Genomic DNA, 18876 nt, shown 5'->3' on the forward strand with positions numbered 1-18876 from the left:
CGCGCTGGTCCTGCGCGGTCATTCGGGCCGCTCGGCCACACTGGCGGTCTGCGCCGCGCGGAAGGCCTTGAGCCGCGCCGCCAGCGCATCGTCCGCCGTCGCCAGGATAGCGGCGGCCAGCAGGCCCGCATTGGCCGCGCCCGCCTCGCCGATCGCCAGCGTGCCCACCGGGATCCCGGCGGGCATCTGCACGATGGAAAGCAGGCTGTCCTGCCCCGAAAGCGCCTTGCTCTGCACCGGCACGCCCAGCACCGGCAGGTGCGTCATCGACGCGACCATGCCGGGCAGGTGGGCTGCCCCCCCGGCCCCGGCTACGATCACCTTGAACCCTTCGTCCGCCGCGCCCTTGGCGAAGTCCACCAGCCGATCCGGCGTGCGGTGCGCCGAGACGATGCGCGCATCGTAGGCAACGCCCAGCGCATCGAGCATCTGCGCGGCCTTGCCCATCGTCGGCCAGTCCGACTGGCTGCCCATCACGATCGCGACGAGAGCCTTAGCTGAGGGATCGGGCGGCGTCATGGCGATCAGCGCTCGGACAGGTAGTAGCGATCAAGTACCGCCAGATCGTCGTCCAGATCGTAAACGATCGGCTGGCCGGTGGGGATTTCCAGCCCGGTGATCTCGTCATCCGAAATGCCTGACAAATGCTTCACCAGCGCCCGCAGGGAGTTGCCATGGGCGGCCACCAGCACCGTGGAGCCGGCCTTCAGGTGCGGCACGATGGAGCCTTCGTAATACGGCAGCACGCGTGCGATCGTGTCCTTGAGGCTTTCGGTCATCGGCACATCGATGCCGGCGTAACGGACATCGCCAGTCAGATCGAACTCGCTCCCCTTTTCCAGCACCGGGGGCGGAATGTCGAAGCTGCGGCGCCAGATCTTCACCTGATCGTCGCCGTGCTTGGCCGCCGTCTCCGCCTTGTCCAGACCAGTGAGGCCCCCATAATGCCGCTCGTTCAGGCGCCAGTCCTTGGTCTCGGGGATCCACAGCACGCCGGCCTCCTCAAGCGCCAGATGCAGCGTCTTGATCGCGCGCGTCTGCACCGAGGTGAAGGCGACGTCGGGCAGCATGCCCTTGGCCTTCAGCAGCGCCCCTGCGGCACGGGCTTCGGCCTCGCCCTTTTCGGTCACGTTGACGTCCCACCAGCCGGTGAAGCGGTTTTCCAGGTTCCACTGGCTCTGGCCGTGGCGAAGAAGGATCAGGCGAGGCAAGATGGTGCTCCCTTAATGACTGGACCGGAAAACGAACGGGTTCAGGGGCCTGCCCCTAGCTTTCCGGTGGCGCTTTGGAAAGCCCGCGCGATTCCGTGGTGCGATCGCCGTCGAAGTCCGCCACCGCGCGCGCCTGTGCCTTGCGACGACGCAGGTTTTCGCGCAGCTTTGCCGCCAGCCGCTCTTCGCGCGAAAGCTTGGGTGGCTGGCCGCCGGAGGGACGTTGATCCTCGCTCATTCTGGAATCCTTGCCGCCGCCGCCCGCAAAGCGCAAGCGGCGCTTGACAATCGTGGCGCGCGCAGACATTAGCGCCCCCCTGCACCGGGTCATTCGGCCCGAATGCCTGACGCCCCGCCTGCCGGGGCCTGAACGGCGCTGCTGTAGCTCAGTGGTAGAGCGCGTCATTGGTAATGACGAGGTCGGGAGTTCAATCCTCCCTAGCAGCACCATTCTTTCCGCATTCCCGCATAGTCGATCTGCCGCCCGTGCGCGCGGCATCGCGTCCAGCGTATTGACGCTGCACGCCCTGTCATCGAACTGTCTTCGTTACATCATGTGACCGTCATTGAACGCGCCTAGGCGGCGCCCCTGAGAACACGCATTCGTTTCTACAGGGAAAATTCCACATCATGACCCGTTCGCTCCAGCTCGTTGCCGGGCTGCTCGCCTCGGCCTCGTTCGCCACCATCGCCCAGGCTGGCGAGATCGCCGGCCACGTCAACGACACCACCGGCAATCGCGCGCTCGCATCGGCCAGCGTGCGGATCGTCGAGCTGAACCGGCAGGTCGAAACCGACCGCGCCGGCAGCTACGTGTTCGGCGATGTCCCGGCAGGCACCTACACGCTGGAAGCGCGTTATGTGGGCGCCGAAGTGACGACGCGCACGGTCACCGTGCCGGCCACCGGCAAGGTTTCGGGCGATTTCGACCTGGCGGCGTTCGGCGGCGGCGAAATCGTGGTGACCGGACAGACCGCCAACCTGTCCAGCGCGCTGTCCCGGCAAAAGGCTGCCGACGGCATCGAGTCCGTGCTGACGCGCGACGCGGTCGGCCAGTTTCCCGACCAGAACGTGGCGGAATCGCTGCGCCGCCTGCCCGGCGTCAACATCCTCAACGACCAGGGCGAAGGCCGCTACGTGTCGGTGCGCGGGCTTGACCCGGACCTTAACGGCACGTCCGTGAACGGCGTGCGCCTGCCCGCGCCCGAAGCGGAAGCGCGCTCGGTGGCGCTCGATGTCATCTCCTCCGACACCATCGAATCGATCGACGTGAAGAAAAGCTTCACGCCCGACATGGACGGCGATTTCATCGGCGCCTCGGTGGAAATCCACACCACCAGCGCATTCGATACCAAGAAGAACCGCTATTCGATCAGCGGCGAGGGCAGCTGGAACGACTATTCGGGCAAAGTGACCCCAAAGGGCGCGTTCGACTTCACCCAGAAGCTGGGCGACAATTTCGGCGTGGCCGGCTCGGTCAGCTACTACAAGCGCAAGTTCGAGACCGATAACGTCGAGGCGAGCGACTGGAAGACCGACGACAACGGCAACACGTATGCCGAAACCCTAGAATACCGCGATTACGATGTCGAGCGCACGCGCATCAACGCCGCGCTTTCGTTCGACTGGCGCGTGTCGGACACCACCAAGGCCTATGTGCGCGGCAACTGGTCGCAGTTTGACGACCACGAATATCGCCGCCGCACCACGTTCGACTTCGGCGATTTCGACGAGGCGAGCGGCGCCAGCGGTTCCACCGTCAGCTTCGATACCGCGGATCTGGGGTCCAAGGACGCGCTCACTGTCGAGCGTGATCTCAAGGACCGGTTCGAGCGCCAGCGCATCCGCTCGGTCTCGATCGGCAGCGACACCGATACCGGCACCTGGAAGTTCAACTGGCAGGCGAGCTACGCCAAATCGAGCGAGAAAGAGACGTTCTCGCTCGACCCGATGCGCTTCGCCGCCGACTTCGGCCGCGCCTCAGGCGTGGCGGTCGATATTGACAATTCGGGGCGGTATTATCCGACCTATGCGGTAACCAGCGGCGCCAGCACGCTGAACGATGCTTCGAACTACGCGTTCGACCGCCTTGAGCTGACCACGCTGTCGAACAGCCAGGACCGCGAATGGGCCGCCAAGGCCGACTTGGCGCGCACCTTTGCCGGCGACGATGGCGATTTCACCGTGCAGGGCGGCGTCAAGGCGCGCTGGCGCAAGAAGTCCTACGATTTCGAGATGAGCCGCTTCGACGATTACGACGGCGACCTGACACTGGCAGACGTTCTGGGCAGCCAGACGTATCGCCTGCTCGACATGGGCCCGGTCGCCAACAAGGGCGGATCGGCGGACTTCTACCTTGCCAATGCCGATGGCTTCGAGCGCAACCCGGCCAACAGCCTGATCGACAGTTCCACCGCCGACTATGCGGTGAAGGAAGACATCGCCGCTGCCTACCTGCTGGGCCGCTGGGATTCGGCAACCTTGCGCATCATCGGCGGTGTGCGGGTGGAGCGCACGCACAACGAAATGACCGGCAATCTGGTCGCGGTATCGGAAGACGATGACGACACGATCGTGTCGGTCACCCCGGTTGCCTACAAGCGCAGCTACACCAACTGGCTGCCCAGCCTGACGGTGCGCTACAGCCCGCAGCAGAACCTGGTGGCGCGCTTTGCCGGCTACAAGACGGTGGTGCGACCCAAGCTGGGCCAGCTGGCCCCGCGCTATTCGATCAACGAGGACGGCGAGGCCGAATTCGGCAACCCCGCGCTGAAACCCTACCAGGCCTGGAACTTCGATGCCGGGTTCGAATACTACTTCGCCAACAACGGTGCACTGTCGGTGGGGGCGTTCTACAAGTCGATCAAGGACTATACGTACTCCAGCTTCTCCAGCGTGGAAGGCACGTTCAACGGCATCGACTACACCGAGCTGACCATCCCGGTTAACGGCGACAAGGCGGAAATTTCGGGGCTCGAAGTCAGCTACAGCCAGGTGTTCTCGATGCTGCCCTCGCCGCTGGACGGCCTGCTGACCCAGCTGAACTACACGTACACGTATGCGCGCGGCACGGTGCTGGACGAGGACGGGCTGGCGCGCCGGATCGACCTGCCCAACGCGTCGAAGAATACCTTCAACGTGGTGCTGGGGTATGAAAAGGGGCCGGTATCGCTGCGCGCGGCGGGCACTTTCCGCGACAAGTATCTGGATGAAGTAGGCGGATCCGCCGACACCGACCGGATCGTCAACCACCACTTCCAGCTGGACCTTTCGGCCAAGTACAAGCTGACCGAAAACATCCGCCTGTTTGCGGACTGGGTGAACGTGAACAACGCCAAGTACTACGCGTACCAGAACTACGCCGGGGCCCAGCGTCTGCTGCAGTACGAGGAATACGGATCCACCGTGAAATTCGGCGCGCGGGTGACCTTCTGATGCAGGTCCGTACTCTCCTGAAACTCGGCGCCGCCAGCCTGCTCCCCGCGCTCCTGCTGGCCGGCTGCGCCACCACAGCGGTGACAGACGGCGCGCCGCGCCCGCGCTATGCCGCCATCGATGTGCCGGCGCAGGGCGAAACCACGCCGGTGGGCACCGGCAATGCCGATGCGGCGGACGATCCGGCGATCTGGCGCAATGCCGCCAATCCCGCGGCCAGCCTGCTGCTGGGCACGGACAAGAAGGCCGGCCTCTACGTCTATGGGCTGGACGGCAAAGTCCGCGATTTTGCACCGGCCGGCGCGCTCAACAATGCGGACTTGCGCGAAGTGCGCACGGCCGATGGCAGGCAGCGCATCTTGGTGGGTGCAAGCGACCGCACCGACCGAGCCGAACCGCGCATCGCCTTGTTCACGCTGGATGGCGGCACCGGAAAACTCACCGCGCTGCGCACGCAGGCGTTTCTGAAAGCCGGCCATGCGCCGGCCGAAGCCTACGGCTTTTGCATGGGCGCACCGCTGGCCGCGGGCGAAGCGGCCCGGGCGTATGTGGTGCTCAAGGACGGCACGGTGGCCGAAAGCCGGCTGGTCGAAAGTGGCGGCGCGATCACCGCGCAGCATGTGCGCGACGTGAAGTTCGCAACCCAGTCCGAAGGCTGCGTGGTAGACGATGCGACGCACACGCTTTTCGTAGCCGAGGAAGACGTCGGCATCTGGAAAGTGCCGCTGGCGGGCGCCGCGCTGCAGGCCAGCCCCTTTGCCAGGGTTGGCCCGGCGGACGGCCTGGTGGACGACGTGGAGGGGCTGGCCATCGCCCGCAAGCCGGACGGCACCGCATGGCTCGTTGCCTCCAGCCAGGGTGACAATGCCTACGCGCTGTTCGACCTGATGACAGGCCAGGCCGCCGGGCGCTTTCGCATCAACGGCGGTGCGATCGGCGGCACCAGCGATACCGACGGCATCGAAGTGGTGCTGGGCGATTTCGGGCCGCAGTTTCCCGAAGGCGTGTTCATGGCGCAGGACGGCGACAACGCGCCCAAGGCCCAGAACTTCAAGCTGGTGTCCTGGCAGGCGATCCGCACCGCGCTGGGAATGCAGTAGAAAACAGGGTAAAGCCGTCGCCGATGGCGTGGGGAATCGGATCTATGGGGCGGGCTAAGGTCGGCGCAGTGATGCTTGGTGCGCTGTGCGCCGCCTTGCCCGGTGTCGCCTGCGCCGATGTGCTGCAGATCGACAGCGACGGCGCGCAATGGATCGCTGGCGGCCCGGCATCGGCGGCGTCCCTGGCAGGGCCGTCCTCACAGGTTGAAGAAGAACCTCTCCAGATCGACGCCGGGCTGCATCCGCAATCGGTCACCGATGCGCTGGACGCGGCAGGGCCGGCGCAGTGGCGCGCCAGCGTGGCGCTGCTGGCGCGCAAGTACGATATCAGCCCGGCGCTACTCGAAGCGGTGGTGTGGCAGGAAAGCCGCTGGAACGAACGCGCGGTATCGCCCGTGGGCGCGCGCGGTCTTGCTCAGTTGATGCCCGGCACCGCCACGCAGATGGGCGTGAACGCGGCGGACCCGCTCGCCAATCTGGAAGGCGGCGCGCGCTATCTGCGCATGCAGCTGGACGCGTTCGGCGGCAATATCGAGAATGCCCTGGCAGCTTACAATGCGGGTCCGGGCCGAGTCACCCGCGCGCGCGGCGTGCCGGAAATCCGGGAAACCAAAGCCTACGTGGCCGCCATCATGGCCCGTCTGACGGACCCTGTGCGGCAGTAAGGGGGCCCCGCAAGGCCCCCTGCCCCATCACCCCAGCAAGCGCTGGGCAATTGCGCGCACGTCGTCGCGCATGTCCTCGCGGTCCAGCGCGATCGCCAGCGTTGCTTCCACGAAGCCCACTTTCGAGCCGCAATCGAAACGCCGCCCGTTGAACGTCACGGCATGGAACGGCTGCTGGCCGATCAGCTTGGCCATCGAATCGGTCAGCTGGATCTCGCCGCCCGCGCCCTTGCCCTGCGTTTCGAGCAGGCCCATCACTTCGGGCTGGAGGATGTAGCGGCCTGACACGATCTTGTTGGAAGGCGCCTCGCTCGCCTTCGGCTTTTCGACCAGGCCCTTGACCTCGGTCAGGTTGCCCCGGCTCTCGCCCGGCGCGATTACGCCGTAGCTGGACACTTCCTCGTTCGGCACTTCCAGCACCGACACCAGATTGCCGCCCACTTCGTTGTATGCGTCGATCATCTGCTTCATGCAGCCTGGCGTGCCATACATCAGCTCGTCCGGCAGGAAGATGGCGAAAGGCTCATCGCCCACCACCGCGCGCGCGCACCACACCGCGTGGCCCAGCCCCAGCGGCACCTGCTGGCGCACGGTGACCAGATTGCCCGGCTGGATGCGCGTAGGCTCCAGCGGGTCGAGCGACTTGCCGCGCCCGGTCATCGTCGCTTCCAGCTCGTAAGCGGTGTCGAAATGCTCGACGATGGCAGTCTTGCCGCGCCCGGTGACGAACACGAATTCCTCGATCCCCGCCTCGCGCGCTTCGTCCACTGCATACTGTATCAGCGGGCGGTCGACGACGGGCAGCAGCTCCTTGGGGATCGCCTTGGTGGCTGGCAGGAAACGGGTGCCGAGGCCGGCGACGGGAAACACGGCCTTGCGGACCGGCTTTCTGAACTGGTGGTCACTCATACGCGCGAAACTGCCTCCCTCATGTTGCAACTGCGTTAAAGCGTCTAACCGCTACCCACGCAACAGCACCATATTAACCTTACTGTTCGTTTAATCCGTCGTGATTTTCACCCTGCTGGCGTTGCCCGCGTGCTTTTTCGCGTTAAAGCGACGCGATGGACAAGATCATCATCGAAGGCGGCAAGCGCCTTTCCGGCACCATTCCCGTATCCGGCGCGAAAAACGCGGCGCTCACCCTGCTGCCGTGCGCGCTGCTGACGGACGAGCCGCTGACGCTGCGCAACCTGCCGCGTCTGGCCGATATCGACGGGTTCCAGCACCTGATGAACCAGTTTGGCATATCCACCGCCATCGCCGGGTCGCGCCCCGAAGATTTCGGCCGGGTTATGACCCTGCAGGCCACGCGCATCACCAGTTCGGTCGCGCCGTATGATCTGGTGCGCAAGATGCGCGCTTCGATCCTGGTGCTGGGCCCGATGCTGGCCCGCATGGGCGAGGCGACGGTGTCGCTGCCCGGCGGCTGCGCCATCGGCAACCGCCCGATCGACCTGCATCTCAAAGCCCTGGAAGCCCTGGGCGCGACGATCGAGCTGGCGGCGGGCTACGTAAAGGCCATTGCGCCCGATGGCGGCCTGCCGGGCGGACGCTATTCCTTCCCGGTGGTCTCCGTCGGCGCGACCGAGAACGCGCTGATGACGGCAGCCTTGTGCAACGGCAAGTCCACCTTGCACAATGCCGCGCGTGAGCCGGAGATCGTCGATCTGTGCAATCTGCTGGTCGCCATGGGCGCGCAGATCGAAGGCATCGGCACCAGCGACATCACCATTCACGGCGTGCAGCGGCTGCACGGGGCCACCTACATGGTGATGCCCGATCGTATCGAGGCCGGCTCCTATGCCTGCGCGGCCGCAATCACCGGTGGCGAAGTGGTGCTGAAAGGCGCCCGGATCGAGGACATGGAAGCCACCGTGCAGGCGCTGCGCGATGCCGGCGTCCATGTCGAACCGCGCGCCGAAGGGCTACACGTGGCGGCCGACGGCAAGCTGCGCCCGGTCACCTTGTCCACCGCGCCCTATCCCGGTTTTGCCACCGACATGCAGGCGCAGTTGATGGCGCTTTTGTGCATGGCCGAAGGATCAAGCGTGCTGACCGAGACGATCTTCGAGAACCGCTACATGCACGTTCCCGAACTCAACCGCATGGGCGCGCACATCGAAACCAAGGGCCGAACAGCCATCGTCCACGGGGTGTCCGGCCTCACTGGCGCCGACGTGATGGCGACCGACTTGCGCGCCTCGATGAGCTTGGTGATCGCGGGCCTGGCCGCGCAAGGCCAGACCCAGGTGCACCGCCTGTACCATCTGGATCGCGGGTACGAGCGGCTGGAGGAAAAGCTGGCCCTCGTCGGCGCCCAGATCGAACGTGTGGGCGATTGATAGGAGCGCGAAACCTTACTTGCCCATCGCGCGTTGCCCCCATCGAACCACCGAGAGGAGAATCGACATGGGCCTGATCAAATTGGCGGCCGCAGGGGCGATAGGCTACGCGCTGTACAAGTACGCCACGCAGAACCAGCCGGAAACAGTGACGGCGGGCGATCGGGCTACCGTGCGCGATTCCGGGCCGGAGCATATGACCACGCCGCCCAAGTCCTGGAGCAAGACCGACGAGGCGATCGACGAAAGCTTCCCAGCTAGCGATCCCCCGTCGACGTACTGACGCAAAGAAAATGAGTTACGAAAGGAGGGGGCGCTGCTCCCTCCTTTTTTGTGCGCGTCAGACACCGCAAATCGGCTGAACCGTTGATCCCAGTGGAACGAATCCCGCAAGTAAGTCGTTGAAACGCTTGGGACGGGTGCTGTGCCGCGTTGGGAGTTGGTGATGGCGATACATTTCGTGGCGAATCTGCATTTCGATTGCGAAGATGCACGCCGCGAAGCTGCCGCCGGCGTTTCCCACACTGCCGAACTTACTCGCCGCATCTGCGAAACCTGGCACCGCCGTGTAGATGCGGCAGACACCGTGTGGATCCTGGGGAACGTCGGCAATCCCGTGCATCTTGCGGGGCTGCCGGGCATCAAGCATCTGGTCCGCTCTGCAAACGATCCGCGCCCTTGGGACTGCCTGTCCACCGGTCGCTATGCATCCGTATGTGAATTTACGCGACTGGAAACGCCTGCCGGACGGTTCGATCTGGTGAGCGATCCTGTACGTGCTTTGATAGAAGACGGTGTTGGCGTGCTGCACGGACGTGCTGACGCGGCGTGGCAGCGCGCGGGAATCGTGTGTGTCTGCGCGTCCCGCAATGAGTGGGGTCCGATCAGCCTGGATGACCTGACCCGCACCGGCGTCGCCCTTCGCCAAGCCGCCTGACCGCTACCGTAGCAGCCGCGCCGCCAGCCACACCCTGATTGCGCCCGCCAATCCGGGAAGCGGGTCCACCTCCAGCCTTTCCACGTCGATCCGCGCGACCAGCGCGTTGATCGGCACGCTCTCGGCCAGCGCGGCTTCGCACAGCATATCCCAGAAAATCGGTTCCAGGCTGATCGACGTTTTGTGCCCGGCAATCTCGACGGAGCGCTTTACGGGCGGGTGATACGGCGTCGGCATGGCGCCGAACCTACCGTTGGCCGCCCACCGTGCAAGCGCGTTCTGTCCTTTCGAAAGCCCACATCCGCCAGCCTTTAATCTTGCGGCACAAGCGCACCGCAAGGTACCTTGCGGCGGCATGTATTATTTTGTGCATGGTATCTTGCGTTACACAGTAGCTGTCCATATACACTGGGTCATCGCAGGAGGTGATTCGATGTCTGAAATCGAAATCCAGTTGAAGAAAGGGGTGCTCGGGCTGTGCGTGCTCGCCCTGCTGTCCAAGGGTGACAGTTACGCATACGAGATAGCCAGTCGCATGGCAGATGCCGTGGATATGGGCGAAGGGACGATCTACCCGCTGATGCGCCGCATGCAGTCCGAAGGGCTGGTGGCGACGTATCTTGAGGAATCGCCCTCGGGCCCGTCGCGCAAGTATTATCGCATCACGCAAACCGGACGTGCCCGTCTGGCTGGGCAGATCGGGGAATGGCGCAGCTTCACCGAGGCCGTCGAAGCTTTGATCGCCACCGCCCAGACTACCGACACGCAAGCGCAGGAAGGGGAAACAAGCCATGAAGCGTAATGAATTCATCCGGCGCCTGAAAGCCGGGCTGAAAGGCATGCCGACCGACGTCGTCGACGAGATCGTCGCCGATTATCAGGAGCATTTCGAAGCCGGCGCCGCCGAAGGGCGCAGTGAGGACGAAGTAGCCGCCGCCCTGGGCAATCCCAGCCGGCTGGCGCGCGAACTGCGCTTCGAGGCAGGCCTTCGCAACTGGAAAACTGAAGCCTCGCCCTCCTCGGCGTGGGCCGCGATCCTGGCTTTCATGGGCTTGGCCACGATCGACATCCTGATCCTGCTGCCGATCGTGCTGCCGATACTGGGCGTCATGTTCGGCTTGTTCGTGGCCGTGCTGGCCTGCTTCATCGGCGGCGGCTTCGTGCTGATCGCCGGGCCGTTCAGCGGGTTCCCGGGTGGACCGCTGGTTGCGATCCTGGGCGGCCTTGGCCTGATGAGTGCGTCGGTTGCCGTCGCTGCCCTGCTGACCCTGGTCAGCATCTGGATCGTCAACGCCCTGATGTGGTTCGGTCGCCTGCACTACCGGGTGCTCGAACCTGCCATTCATTCCGACAATTGAACGCCAAGAAAGAAGGACCCTTAAGATGCTCAGGAAACTGCTCATCGTATTCGCCAGCGGCGTGATCCTCTCGATCGTCGCGTTCAGCGGAGCATGGCTGGCCGGCGGCGATCGTCTGCGCCAGGACATTACCAACGGCAAGAACTGGTCGTGGGCGTTCGACGATGATGACGCCGCCGTCGCTCACGGCCCCCGCAAGACCCGCAGCTTCGCGCTGCAATCCGGCAGCCAGCTCGCCATGGCCGTTCCGGTGGACCTGGAATTTGTTCGCGGCGACACAACCCAGATGACCGTGGAAGGTCCGTCCGAGGTCGTGGACCGGCTGGTGTGGGATGGCAGTCGCTTGTCCCTCAACGGTAACACCCGGTTTCACAAGACCCTGAAAGTCCGGATCACTGCGCCGGAAATAGCGGGGCTCGACATGGATGCGCCCGGTGACGTCAACCTGCACAACCTCAACCAGCAGTCCTTGCGGATCGATGCACGCGGCGCGATCGATCTGGACGCGGACGGCAAGGTGGATCGCATGTTCGTGACCTCCGCCGGGGCCGGCAACCTGGACTTGGGCAAAGTGCAGGGCCGCGATGCCACCATCCGCATCGATGGCGTGGGCGACGTCACCATCGGCGCCACCGGCACTGTGGACGTGGAAGTGAACGGTGCGGGCAACGTCTCGCTGGTGCGGAAGCCGCAAGTGCTGCGCAGCCGGATGAACGGCATCGGCAGCGTCGATCACGATTACTAAGTTACACGTGGAACACCAACAAAGGCCGCGCCGTCATCCGACGGTGCGGCCTTTTTTTATTACCCAAATCAATGCACCGGCGGATCGGTAGCTGGCACATTGCCAACGGGCGCAACCGGTTCGCCCGGCGCCCGGGGCGGCAGCGCATTTTCGGGAACCCGGTCGATCTGCAGCGCCTCGCTAGGTAATTCATCGAGATTGCGCGCGGTGACTTTTACTTGATCGCCCGAAACGACGATCTCGTTAAAACTGGGCGGGGTGGAGCGGATGCGCAAAGACAACGTGCCCGCCCCGATCATGCGTAGAGGGCCGGACGGCGTTTGCGCGGTCAGATCGAACGGGTCATGAATATGACCGCTCAGGATGCCCAGCACCCGGCGTTTCGCCAATTGCTCCATCGCGTGCGTTCCGTTGATGGTCAGCAACTTGCCATCCGCGCGCCGCTCGGTCAGCGGATGATGCGCGGCAACCAGCACGCGCGTACCCGCCGGCAGCGCATCGATCGCCCGCAAGGTCTGGTGCAGGGCATGATCCGTCACCCAGCCATTGGACCAGGGAAAACGCTGGTACTGCGCGCGGGTGGTAGTGCGCAGCGGCACGATCGCCAGCGCCGGCAGATCCAGCTGCGTTTCCAGTACGCGTTCAATCACCTTGAAACGCTTATACGGCGCGAAGAACCGCTCATACAAATTGAAATACGGGATGTCGTGGTTGCCCACTTCGACCGTCACCGGGATATCCAGCGCCATGATCCATGCGCAGGCGGCGCGAAATTCCGGGTGGCGCGCACGCATCGTCAGGTCGCCAGTGATCGCAACTGCATCAGGGCGTTCCTGCTCAATGCAGGCCTTGGCCCAGTCCAGCGCCCGGGTATCTTCCAGGCCGAAATGAATATCGCTGAGGTGAAACAGCCGTAGCGGATCGCCCGATTCAGCGGCGGTCCTACTGTGCATGTTCCCTAGCATTATCCATCAAACTCCATCGTCGTCACCAGATCGACCTCGCACGGCGCGAGTTCGAAAATTTCCTCCGCCCCGCCATCGAACGGCTCGCCGTCGATCAGCAGGCCCATCGGTTCGCCCGTCGGGCAGACCAGCCGCAGCTGCGCATGGCGGCCCAGTTCATCGTGCGGACCATCGCGAAAGTTGCGATTGATCAGCGCGATACCCTGCCCGGCAAAGTCCCCCAGCGATTCGGCGTAGTAGCCATTCGCCTCAAGTCCATCGTCGTGCGGAACCACGGTGATCGCGGCATAGCCTTCCTCGCGCCCGCAGTCGACCTCGGCGCATACCACTTTGGGGCCGTTGGCGGACTGGCTGATCGCCTCGCGCGCGGTTGCTACGAATTCCAGGATGTTGGCCTTGCGCATCGCCTCGCGCACTTCGTTCCACACGGTGCCGGGGCCGGCCAGCGAACCGGTCAGGCCGATGCCGTGGCGCGACTTTATGACCTTGGGGCGCGCCGTGCGGATGGCGCCGCCTGCCAGATCGGCGATAATTTCAGGAGCGGGACGATCCCCATGCATGCGCTTAGCCAGCAGGTTCATGGTGCCACCCGGCAGGACCAGTACCTTGCCGCACCAGCCATACGCCGTGGCGACGACCGAGTGGGTGGTGCCGTCTCCGCCAAAGACGCACAGGATATCCACTTCCGCCGCGTCGAGTTCGGCCGCGGCCGGTGCCGGCTCGTCCGGGAAGCGGAGCACGCGGTCCACGTGCAGACCGGCATCGCCGAGCGCCGCTATTACCGCGTCCACCGCCGCTTCGTCATTGCTGCCGCTGGCCTCGTTGCAAACGAGCCAGACTGTCCTGCCGGAACTGTCGCTGTGATGTGCCATGCCCCGGAAAGTCATGGCGGCGGACACGGTTCCCGCATGGGGTGCGCCGTTGGCGAATCAGCCCGCAGACCCGGCGCTGTCGCAGCCATGTCGTTGGTCGATTACAAATGTCGTTGGTCCGGCGCGGTGCCCGTTCGTCGATGCGGCTGGGCCGGCAGTAGACCTTCGCGTGAACCCCCGCGCTGCCTGATGCACACCACACTCATGGAGCCGGACGGAGACACTCTTCCAAGGCTCGCCAGAGGAGGAAAGTATCATGTTCAAGAAGACCGCCATCATCGCCGCCGCCGTTTGCACCGCCAGCCTGTTCGCCGCCCCGGTCGCCTTTGCCGCCACCACCCAGGTATCCTTCAAGGACCTGGACCTGCAGACCCCCGCCGGCCAGAAAGAGCTCAACCTGCGCATTTCGCGCGCCGCACGCAGCGTGTGCATGGCCAACGTGCCCACCACCGGCACCATCATCAGCCGCGACATGGACCGCAACTGCTACAAGCAGGCGATGGAAGCTGTCCGCGCCAAGGTCGCCACCGCGATCGACAAGGCAGACGACACCCGCCTTGGTGGCTGAACCGCCCCCCCCATTCGTCCAGGTCCCAAAAGAGAAAAGACCCGGAAAAATACCTGGCGGGCTTAACGGCCCGCCATTTTTTTGACTTCGGGCAAATACGTGCGCCCTATCCGCAGGGCTTGCCCGTCCGCCGTTTCGGCCGACCAGACGCCCAGCCCTTCGTGTCGCAACCCGCTGACATGATTGCGCTGCAGGATGCAGCTGCGATGGATGCGGATAAAGCGAGCCGGGTCCAGCCGGTCTTCCAGGCTCGTTATCGTCTGCAGCAGCAGATAGCTCTGCTCGCCCACATGCAGCCGCACGTAATCGCGTTCCGCGTCGATCCGCTTCACCTCGGTTGCCGGCACCCGGACCAGTTCCGAGCGATGCGGCACCCAGAACTCTTCCAGCCAGCGGCTTTCCACCTGCTGCTGCGCGCGTGCGCCCCGGCGTGCCACCACGCGGCCCACTGCCCGCTGCAAACGGTCAGGCGCGACCGGCTTGAGCACATAGTCCACCGCATCGAGATCGAAGGCTTCCACGGCGAATTCATCATGCGCGGTGACGAAGATGATCGCGGGTGCATTGGGCTGCTCCGCCAACCGGCGCGCCACCGTCAGCCCGTCCGTCTCGGGCATGGTCAGGTCCAGCAGCACGAGATCGGGGCCCAGCGCGTCGATCAGCCGCAGCGCCGCCTGACCATCGCTGGCGGTGCCGATCACCGTGATGCCTTGCGTGCGTGCGCAGATGACCTGCATCCGCTCCACCGCCAGCGGCTCGTCATCGACGATCAGCGTGCGCAACGGCACATCGGGCAAAGGCTGGGGGCTGGCAGTCTCAAGCATGTCCGATATCCAATGGCCGCGCATCGAAAGGCATGCGCAGGATCGTGGCAAACCCGCCGCCGGGGCTGGTTCCGTAGGTGATCGTCGCGCTTTCGCCATAGCGGGCCCGCAAACGATCGCGCACATTGGCGAGCCCGATGCCGCAGCCCTGGTGCGCGGGGCGATGCTGCCCGCTGCTTTCGCCAGGGCCATCATCGTGCACCGCAATCACCATCTGCCCGCCCTCCCGGCGCGCCTCGATCGAAATCGTGACGGGCTTTTGGGTGGCGGCGACGGCGTACTTCACCGAATTCTCGATCAGCGGCTGAAGGATCATGCCGGGAACTTTCGCATCACGCACGGCCTCGTCAATATCGATGTGCGTCAGCAAGCGGTTGGGAAAGCGCACCGCCTCTATCGCGAAGTACAGTTGCTGCAGTTCGATCTCGTCCATCAGCGACAAGTCGTTGGTGGGATCGCCGGACAATGTGCGGCGATAGAACGTGGACAGCGTCTGGATCATTTCCTCGGCATCGTCCTGCCGCCCGGTCATCACAAGGGCGGACAGGGAATTGAGCGTGTTGAACAGGAAGTGCGGATTGACCTGATAGCGCAGCGAACGCAACTCAGCCGCTTCGGCTGCCCGGCGATATTCCCCCTCCCGCCGCTCCGCCAGACGTGCGGCCTCCGCCTTGGCCAGCGCAAAATACAGCGCCACCCAGGCCAGGACGAGGAAATAGCGCCCGAACGCGGTGTCGGCGATGGCCGCCCACTGGTTCATGACACTGTCTGCGGCGGCGGCGGACTTGTCGGCATGGATGGTCACACCCGCATCGCCGCCCGGCTGGGCCGGCGCGGACGGGGGCGCCGGGTCGTCATCGTCAGCGTCAAGGCTCGGCGGCGGCGGCGCCTTGGGCAGATCGACCAGAATGTTGCCGGCTTCGTCGCGCGAAATCTTGACATTGCCGGTCTTGACCACGGCACCGCCGTCCTCGCTATGCAGCATCGGCATCTCGATATCGGCGAAGATCGCGTCGTTCACGACGCTCAGCAGCAGCGACAGCGGCAGCGCGCCCAGCAGCACCACGCCCAGCCGCACCGGACCGGAGCGACGGTCGAGCAACTGCAGCAAGGGCCAGACGGCGGCCATGATGAGCATCGAGACGATGCAGATCGTCAGCCGGCGCGACAGGATCGGCCATGCCAGCTCCACGCCCATGACCGCACCGCGCAGGCTGGCCACGATGAAATAGCACGCCCACAGCGCGGCAAGCGACAGCAGGACCAGCCGCGCCGGAACGCGGGGAGTGGAAAAGGCATCCGTCATTATGCGCCCGGTCTAGCCCGGTTCGCGTTTCCCGCGCCAGTGTTCCGATCGGCCCGCGTCTGCCGTTCGTCGAGTGTGGCTGGCGCAGCGGGCAGCGCCTGCTTCACCAGCGCGCGCCACGCCACCAGTCGTGGTGCCGTTCAGGCCAGCAGATGCTCCTTGGCGATACGCTCTTTCCAGATCGGCGGCGCCAGGGTGTGGACGTTGTTGCCTTCGCTATCGACCGCGACCGTCACCGGCATATCCTGCACGGTGAACTCGTAGATCGCCTCCATGCCCAGATCCGCAAAGCCAACGACTTTAGCGTCCTTGATCGCGCGCGCGACCAGATATGCCGCACCGCCTACCGCCATCAGGTAAGCGGACTTGTGCCGGGCGATCGATTCGGTCGCCGCCGGGCCGCGTTCGGATTTGCCGATGCTGGCGAGCAGGCCCAGATCGAGCATGGTATCGGAGAACTTGTCCATCCGGGTGGCGGTGGTGGGGCCTGCCGGGCCGACAGCTTCATCGCCCACCGGATCGACCGGACCGACGTAATAGATTACGCGGCCCTTGAAATCGACGGGCAGTTCCTCACCTTTCGCCAGCATGTCGGCGATGCGCTTGTGGGCCGCATCGCGTCCGGTCAGCATCTTGCCATTGAGCAACAGCCGGTCACCCTGCTTCCAGCTTTGCACCTCTTGCGGCGTCAGCGTGTCAAGGTTGACCTTCTTCGCTTCCTTGCTGGGCTTCCATTCCACCTTCGGCCATTCGTCCAGGTTGGGCGTTTCGAGATAGGTGGGGCCAGAACCGTCCAGCGTGAAGTGGGCGTGGCGCGTGGCGGCACAGTTGGGGATCATCGCCACGGGCTTGCCGGCAGCATGGCACGGCCAGTCCAGGATCTTGACGTCAAGGATGGTGGATAGACCGCCCAGCCCCTGCGCGCCGATGCCCAGCGCATTCACCTTGTCAAAAATCTCGATTCGCAGCGCTTCGATGTCGTTCTGGGGCCCGCGCTGCTTGAGCTGGGCCATGTCGATCGGTTCCATCAGGCTTTGCTTGGCCAGCTTGACGCAGTGCTCGGCAGTGCCGCCGATGCCGATGCCCAGCATACCCGGCGGGCACCAGCCGGCACCCATCTGCGGCAGCATTTCCACCACCCAGTCCACGATCGAATCGCTGGGGTTCATCATCTTGAACTTAGACTTGTTTTCCGAGCCGCCGCCCTTGGCCGCAACGTCAACCGAGATCTTCGAGCCGGGCACCATCGAGACGGACAGGACGCACGGCGTATTGTCCTTGGTATTGCGGCGGGTGAAGGCAGGGTCGGCCAGCACCGAGGCGCGCAGCTTGTTTTCCGGGTGATTGTAGGCGCGGCGCACACCTTCATCGACCACGTCCTGCAGCGACTTGTCCGATTCCAGCCGGCAGTTCTGGCCCCATTCGATGAAGACGTTGACGATGCCGGTATCCTGGCAGATCGGGCGATGCCCTTCGGCGCACATCCGGCTGTTGGTCAGGATCTGCGCGATGGCGTCCTTCGCTGCCGGGCCGACTTCCGCCTCATACGCATCGCCCAGTGCGCGGATGTAATCCATCGGGTGATAGTAGCTGATGAATTGCAAGGCATCGGCGACGGACTCGATCAGGTCGGCTTCGCGGATGGTCACCATATCTGTCATGGAAAAAGCGCTCCGGTTCTTTGGCCCGTTGTGGCGGATTGGTCGGATTTGCGCCGGTCCATAAGCCGCGCCGCAGTGATCGTCAAAGCGCTTGATCGGATCGACCGGCGTCATAGCAAATGGCTTGGCCTGCCGGGCCGCTTGGCATAGAAGCGAGCCATTCAGCGCGGTGTTCGCGGCGGTGCGGCAGTAATGCTCGCCACTTCCGCAGAACGTGGCCCGCGCGACCAGTGAGGGAAACCTAGATGACCTTGACCGAGGATCGGTTGGCGCAGTCTCGCGCCGCGGTGGCTGAAGACGTGCCAGCAGGCGGTCGCTATGCGCAAGCACGCCGCGCCATGATTACCAGCCAGCTGCGCACCAGTGGCGTGAACGAAGGCTGGGTTCTGGAAGCGATTGCCCGCGTGCCGCGCGAAGACTACGTGCCCGCCGACGTTCGCGATGCCGCCTATATCGACCGCGCCGTGCCGCTGGGCAACGGCAAGTTCCTGGCCGCGCCGCTGTTTCAGGGCAAAGTGCTGTCCGAAGCCGTGCCGACTGTGCAGGACAAGGCGCTGCTGGTCGGCGATGGCGCTGGCTATCTGGCGGCGCTGCTGCGGCCGTTGGTGGGCACGCTCGATGCCGTGATGCCGGGCGATACCGCATCGGGCGCGGCTGGCGGCTATTCGCTGCTGGTAATCGATGGGGCAATCGAGGAATTGCCCGAGAGCCTTGCCGATCAGCTGCAGGACGGCGGGCGTATCGTCACCGGACTGGTGGAGCGTGGGGTTACCCGCCTTGCCGCCGGCACCAAGGCGGCGGGCACTGTCTCGCTGCTGCCGCTGGCGGAAATGGGCATTCCGGTCCTTCCTGAATTCGCTGCACCCAAACGCTGGAGTTTCTAA

21 protein-coding genes and 1 tRNA gene are annotated in these 18876 nt (G+C 64.6%); 12 read left to right on the forward strand and 10 right to left on the reverse strand.

Going from position 1 to position 18876, the window contains the following annotated elements; genetic code table 11:
* Positions 1–18: 18 nt before the first annotated feature.
* From purE to ASE49_RS00260, 3 genes are read right to left on the reverse strand one after another with little or no spacing between them, the layout of a single operon-like run.
* Positions 19–519: a 5-(carboxyamino)imidazole ribonucleotide mutase gene (gene purE / locus ASE49_RS00250; protein WP_056767259.1), complete on the reverse strand. Its 501-nt coding sequence runs from the start codon at positions 517–519 to the stop codon at positions 19–21.
* Positions 520–524: 5 nt separating this feature from the next.
* Positions 525–1211: a 2,3-diphosphoglycerate-dependent phosphoglycerate mutase gene (gene gpmA / locus ASE49_RS00255; protein WP_056767261.1), complete on the reverse strand. Its 687-nt coding sequence runs from the start codon at positions 1209–1211 to the stop codon at positions 525–527.
* A gap of 55 nt (positions 1212–1266) precedes the next feature.
* Entirely contained in the window at positions 1267–1449 is a 183-nt protein-coding gene (locus ASE49_RS00260; RefSeq protein ID WP_056768602.1) for a hypothetical protein, read from the reverse strand.
* 137 nt (positions 1450–1586) lie between these two features.
* On the opposite strand from ASE49_RS00260, the gene ASE49_RS00265 reads away from it, so the two are divergent.
* From ASE49_RS00265 to ASE49_RS00280, 4 genes are all read left to right on the forward strand, one after another.
* Positions 1587–1661, forward strand: a tRNA-Thr gene (locus ASE49_RS00265).
* 180 nt (positions 1662–1841) lie between these two features.
* The gene (locus ASE49_RS00270; RefSeq protein ID WP_056767264.1) at positions 1842–4646 is read left to right on the forward strand and encodes a TonB-dependent receptor; all 2805 of its coding nucleotides are present in this window, start codon (positions 1842–1844) and stop codon (positions 4644–4646) included.
* Positions 4646–5746: a phytase gene (locus tag ASE49_RS00275; protein WP_056767267.1), complete on the forward strand. Its 1101-nt coding sequence runs from the start codon at positions 4646–4648 to the stop codon at positions 5744–5746. The genes ASE49_RS00270 and ASE49_RS00275 overlap by 1 nt, the downstream gene beginning before the upstream one ends.
* A gap of 23 nt (positions 5747–5769) precedes the next feature.
* The gene (locus tag ASE49_RS00280) at positions 5770–6411 is read left to right on the forward strand and encodes a lytic transglycosylase domain-containing protein (RefSeq protein WP_235522768.1); all 642 of its coding nucleotides are present in this window, start codon (positions 5770–5772) and stop codon (positions 6409–6411) included.
* A gap of 27 nt (positions 6412–6438) precedes the next feature.
* Here ASE49_RS00280 and ASE49_RS00285 read toward each other — a convergent pair whose 3' ends face one another.
* Positions 6439–7320: a UTP--glucose-1-phosphate uridylyltransferase gene (locus ASE49_RS00285; RefSeq protein ID WP_056767274.1), complete on the reverse strand. Its 882-nt coding sequence runs from the start codon at positions 7318–7320 to the stop codon at positions 6439–6441.
* Positions 7321–7475: 155 nt separating this feature from the next.
* Between ASE49_RS00285 and murA the strand changes: the two genes are divergently transcribed.
* From murA to ASE49_RS00300, 3 genes are all read left to right on the forward strand, one after another.
* Positions 7476–8756: a UDP-N-acetylglucosamine 1-carboxyvinyltransferase gene (murA, locus tag ASE49_RS00290; RefSeq protein WP_056767277.1), complete on the forward strand. Its 1281-nt coding sequence runs from the start codon at positions 7476–7478 to the stop codon at positions 8754–8756.
* Between the two features lie 67 nt (positions 8757–8823).
* The gene (locus tag ASE49_RS00295; RefSeq protein ID WP_056767279.1) at positions 8824–9039 is read left to right on the forward strand and encodes a hypothetical protein; all 216 of its coding nucleotides are present in this window, start codon (positions 8824–8826) and stop codon (positions 9037–9039) included.
* Between the two features lie 162 nt (positions 9040–9201).
* The gene (locus ASE49_RS00300) at positions 9202–9693 is read left to right on the forward strand and encodes a hypothetical protein (protein WP_056767282.1); all 492 of its coding nucleotides are present in this window, start codon (positions 9202–9204) and stop codon (positions 9691–9693) included.
* Positions 9694–9696: 3 nt separating this feature from the next.
* Here the strand turns inward: ASE49_RS00300 and ASE49_RS00305 are convergent, their stop codons facing one another.
* Positions 9697–9930, reverse strand: coding sequence for a ribbon-helix-helix domain-containing protein (locus ASE49_RS00305; RefSeq protein ID WP_056767284.1), 234 nt, complete (start codon positions 9928–9930; stop codon positions 9697–9699).
* Positions 9931–10126: 196 nt separating this feature from the next.
* Here ASE49_RS00305 and ASE49_RS00310 point away from each other — a divergent pair, with 196 nt between their 5' ends.
* Genes ASE49_RS00310 through ASE49_RS00320 form a run of 3 tightly spaced genes read left to right on the forward strand, consistent with a single transcriptional unit; the run spans position 10127 to position 11796 of the window.
* Complete coding sequence (locus ASE49_RS00310) at positions 10127–10495, forward strand: PadR family transcriptional regulator (RefSeq protein WP_056767287.1); 369 nt, start codon at positions 10127–10129, stop codon at positions 10493–10495.
* A complete protein-coding gene (locus ASE49_RS00315; RefSeq protein ID WP_056767290.1) occupies positions 10485–11051 on the forward strand; it encodes a DUF1700 domain-containing protein in 567 nt (188 codons plus the stop codon). The genes ASE49_RS00310 and ASE49_RS00315 overlap by 11 nt, the downstream gene beginning before the upstream one ends.
* A 25-nt stretch (positions 11052–11076) precedes the next feature.
* On the forward strand, positions 11077–11796 hold the full coding sequence (locus ASE49_RS00320) for a GIN domain-containing protein (RefSeq protein ID WP_056767293.1): 720 nt from the start codon (positions 11077–11079) through the stop codon (positions 11794–11796).
* Between the two features lie 68 nt (positions 11797–11864).
* On the opposite strand, the gene ASE49_RS00325 is transcribed toward ASE49_RS00320, so the two are convergent.
* Together ASE49_RS00325 and ASE49_RS00330 are read right to left on the reverse strand one after the other, a co-directional pair.
* Entirely contained in the window at positions 11865–12749 is an 885-nt protein-coding gene (locus ASE49_RS00325; protein WP_056767296.1) for a metallophosphoesterase family protein, read from the reverse strand.
* A gap of 11 nt (positions 12750–12760) precedes the next feature.
* Entirely contained in the window at positions 12761–13633 is an 873-nt protein-coding gene (locus tag ASE49_RS00330) for a diacylglycerol kinase family protein (RefSeq protein WP_056767301.1), read from the reverse strand.
* A gap of 256 nt (positions 13634–13889) precedes the next feature.
* Here ASE49_RS00330 and ASE49_RS00335 point away from each other — a divergent pair, with 256 nt between their 5' ends.
* Complete coding sequence (locus ASE49_RS00335; protein WP_056767304.1) at positions 13890–14201, forward strand: UrcA family protein; 312 nt, start codon at positions 13890–13892, stop codon at positions 14199–14201.
* Between the two features lie 62 nt (positions 14202–14263).
* On the opposite strand, the gene ASE49_RS00340 is transcribed toward ASE49_RS00335, so the two are convergent.
* The 3 genes from ASE49_RS00340 to ASE49_RS00350 all read right to left on the reverse strand — a co-directional run bounded on the left by ASE49_RS00340 (position 14264) and on the right by ASE49_RS00350 (position 17992).
* On the reverse strand, positions 14264–15025 hold the full coding sequence (locus ASE49_RS00340; protein ID WP_056768603.1) for a LytR/AlgR family response regulator transcription factor: 762 nt from the start codon (positions 15023–15025) through the stop codon (positions 14264–14266).
* Positions 15018–16331 carry a sensor histidine kinase gene (locus tag ASE49_RS00345; protein WP_056767311.1) on the reverse strand — a complete coding sequence of 438 codons (1314 nt, stop codon included), beginning with the start codon at positions 16329–16331 and terminating at the stop codon, positions 15018–15020. Before ASE49_RS00345 ends, ASE49_RS00340 begins: the two co-directional genes overlap by 8 nt.
* A 140-nt stretch (positions 16332–16471) precedes the next feature.
* Positions 16472–17992 carry a fumarate hydratase gene (locus ASE49_RS00350; protein ID WP_056768604.1) on the reverse strand — a complete coding sequence of 507 codons (1521 nt, stop codon included), beginning with the start codon at positions 17990–17992 and terminating at the stop codon, positions 16472–16474.
* A 245-nt stretch (positions 17993–18237) separates the two neighbouring features.
* Between ASE49_RS00350 and ASE49_RS00355 the strand changes: the two genes are divergently transcribed.
* Positions 18238–18876, forward strand: a complete 639-nt coding sequence (locus tag ASE49_RS00355; RefSeq protein ID WP_056767314.1) for a protein-L-isoaspartate O-methyltransferase family protein — start codon at positions 18238–18240, stop codon at positions 18874–18876.

The sequence above is a fragment of the Novosphingobium sp. Leaf2 genome, assembly GCF_001421325.1.
Classification (GTDB): domain Bacteria; phylum Pseudomonadota; class Alphaproteobacteria; order Sphingomonadales; family Sphingomonadaceae; genus Novosphingobium.

Excerpts from the sequence above, each read along its gene's own strand:
- purE (WP_056767259.1), bottom strand. The coding sequence starts at position 519 with ATGACGCCGCCCGATCCCTCAGCTAAGGCTCTCGTCGCGATCGTGATG.
- ASE49_RS00260 (WP_056768602.1), bottom strand. The coding sequence starts at position 1,449 with ATGAGCGAGGATCAACGTCCCTCCGGCGGCCAGCCACCCAAGCTTTCG.
- ASE49_RS00270 (WP_056767264.1), top strand. The coding sequence starts at position 1,842 with ATGACCCGTTCGCTCCAGCTCGTTGCCGGGCTGCTCGCCTCGGCCTCG.
- ASE49_RS00275 (WP_056767267.1), top strand. The coding sequence starts at position 4,646 with ATGCAGGTCCGTACTCTCCTGAAACTCGGCGCCGCCAGCCTGCTCCCC.
- ASE49_RS00280 (WP_235522768.1), top strand. The coding sequence starts at position 5,770 with ATGGCGTGGGGAATCGGATCTATGGGGCGGGCTAAGGTCGGCGCAGTG.
- ASE49_RS00285 (WP_056767274.1), bottom strand. The coding sequence starts at position 7,320 with ATGAGTGACCACCAGTTCAGAAAGCCGGTCCGCAAGGCCGTGTTTCCC.
- murA (WP_056767277.1), top strand. The coding sequence starts at position 7,476 with ATGGACAAGATCATCATCGAAGGCGGCAAGCGCCTTTCCGGCACCATT.
- ASE49_RS00295 (WP_056767279.1), top strand. The coding sequence starts at position 8,824 with ATGGGCCTGATCAAATTGGCGGCCGCAGGGGCGATAGGCTACGCGCTG.
- ASE49_RS00300 (WP_056767282.1), top strand. The coding sequence starts at position 9,202 with ATGGCGATACATTTCGTGGCGAATCTGCATTTCGATTGCGAAGATGCA.
- ASE49_RS00305 (WP_056767284.1), bottom strand. The coding sequence starts at position 9,930 with ATGCCGACGCCGTATCACCCGCCCGTAAAGCGCTCCGTCGAGATTGCC.
- ASE49_RS00310 (WP_056767287.1), top strand. The coding sequence starts at position 10,127 with ATGTCTGAAATCGAAATCCAGTTGAAGAAAGGGGTGCTCGGGCTGTGC.
- ASE49_RS00315 (WP_056767290.1), top strand. The coding sequence starts at position 10,485 with ATGAAGCGTAATGAATTCATCCGGCGCCTGAAAGCCGGGCTGAAAGGC.
- ASE49_RS00320 (WP_056767293.1), top strand. The coding sequence starts at position 11,077 with ATGCTCAGGAAACTGCTCATCGTATTCGCCAGCGGCGTGATCCTCTCG.
- ASE49_RS00325 (WP_056767296.1), bottom strand. The coding sequence starts at position 12,749 with ATGCACAGTAGGACCGCCGCTGAATCGGGCGATCCGCTACGGCTGTTT.
- ASE49_RS00330 (WP_056767301.1), bottom strand. The coding sequence starts at position 13,633 with ATGGCACATCACAGCGACAGTTCCGGCAGGACAGTCTGGCTCGTTTGC.
- ASE49_RS00335 (WP_056767304.1), top strand. The coding sequence starts at position 13,890 with ATGTTCAAGAAGACCGCCATCATCGCCGCCGCCGTTTGCACCGCCAGC.
- ASE49_RS00340 (WP_056768603.1), bottom strand. The coding sequence starts at position 15,025 with ATGCTTGAGACTGCCAGCCCCCAGCCTTTGCCCGATGTGCCGTTGCGC.
- ASE49_RS00345 (WP_056767311.1), bottom strand. The coding sequence starts at position 16,331 with ATGACGGATGCCTTTTCCACTCCCCGCGTTCCGGCGCGGCTGGTCCTG.
- ASE49_RS00350 (WP_056768604.1), bottom strand. The coding sequence starts at position 17,992 with ATGACAGATATGGTGACCATCCGCGAAGCCGACCTGATCGAGTCCGTC.
- ASE49_RS00355 (WP_056767314.1), top strand. The coding sequence starts at position 18,238 with ATGACCTTGACCGAGGATCGGTTGGCGCAGTCTCGCGCCGCGGTGGCT.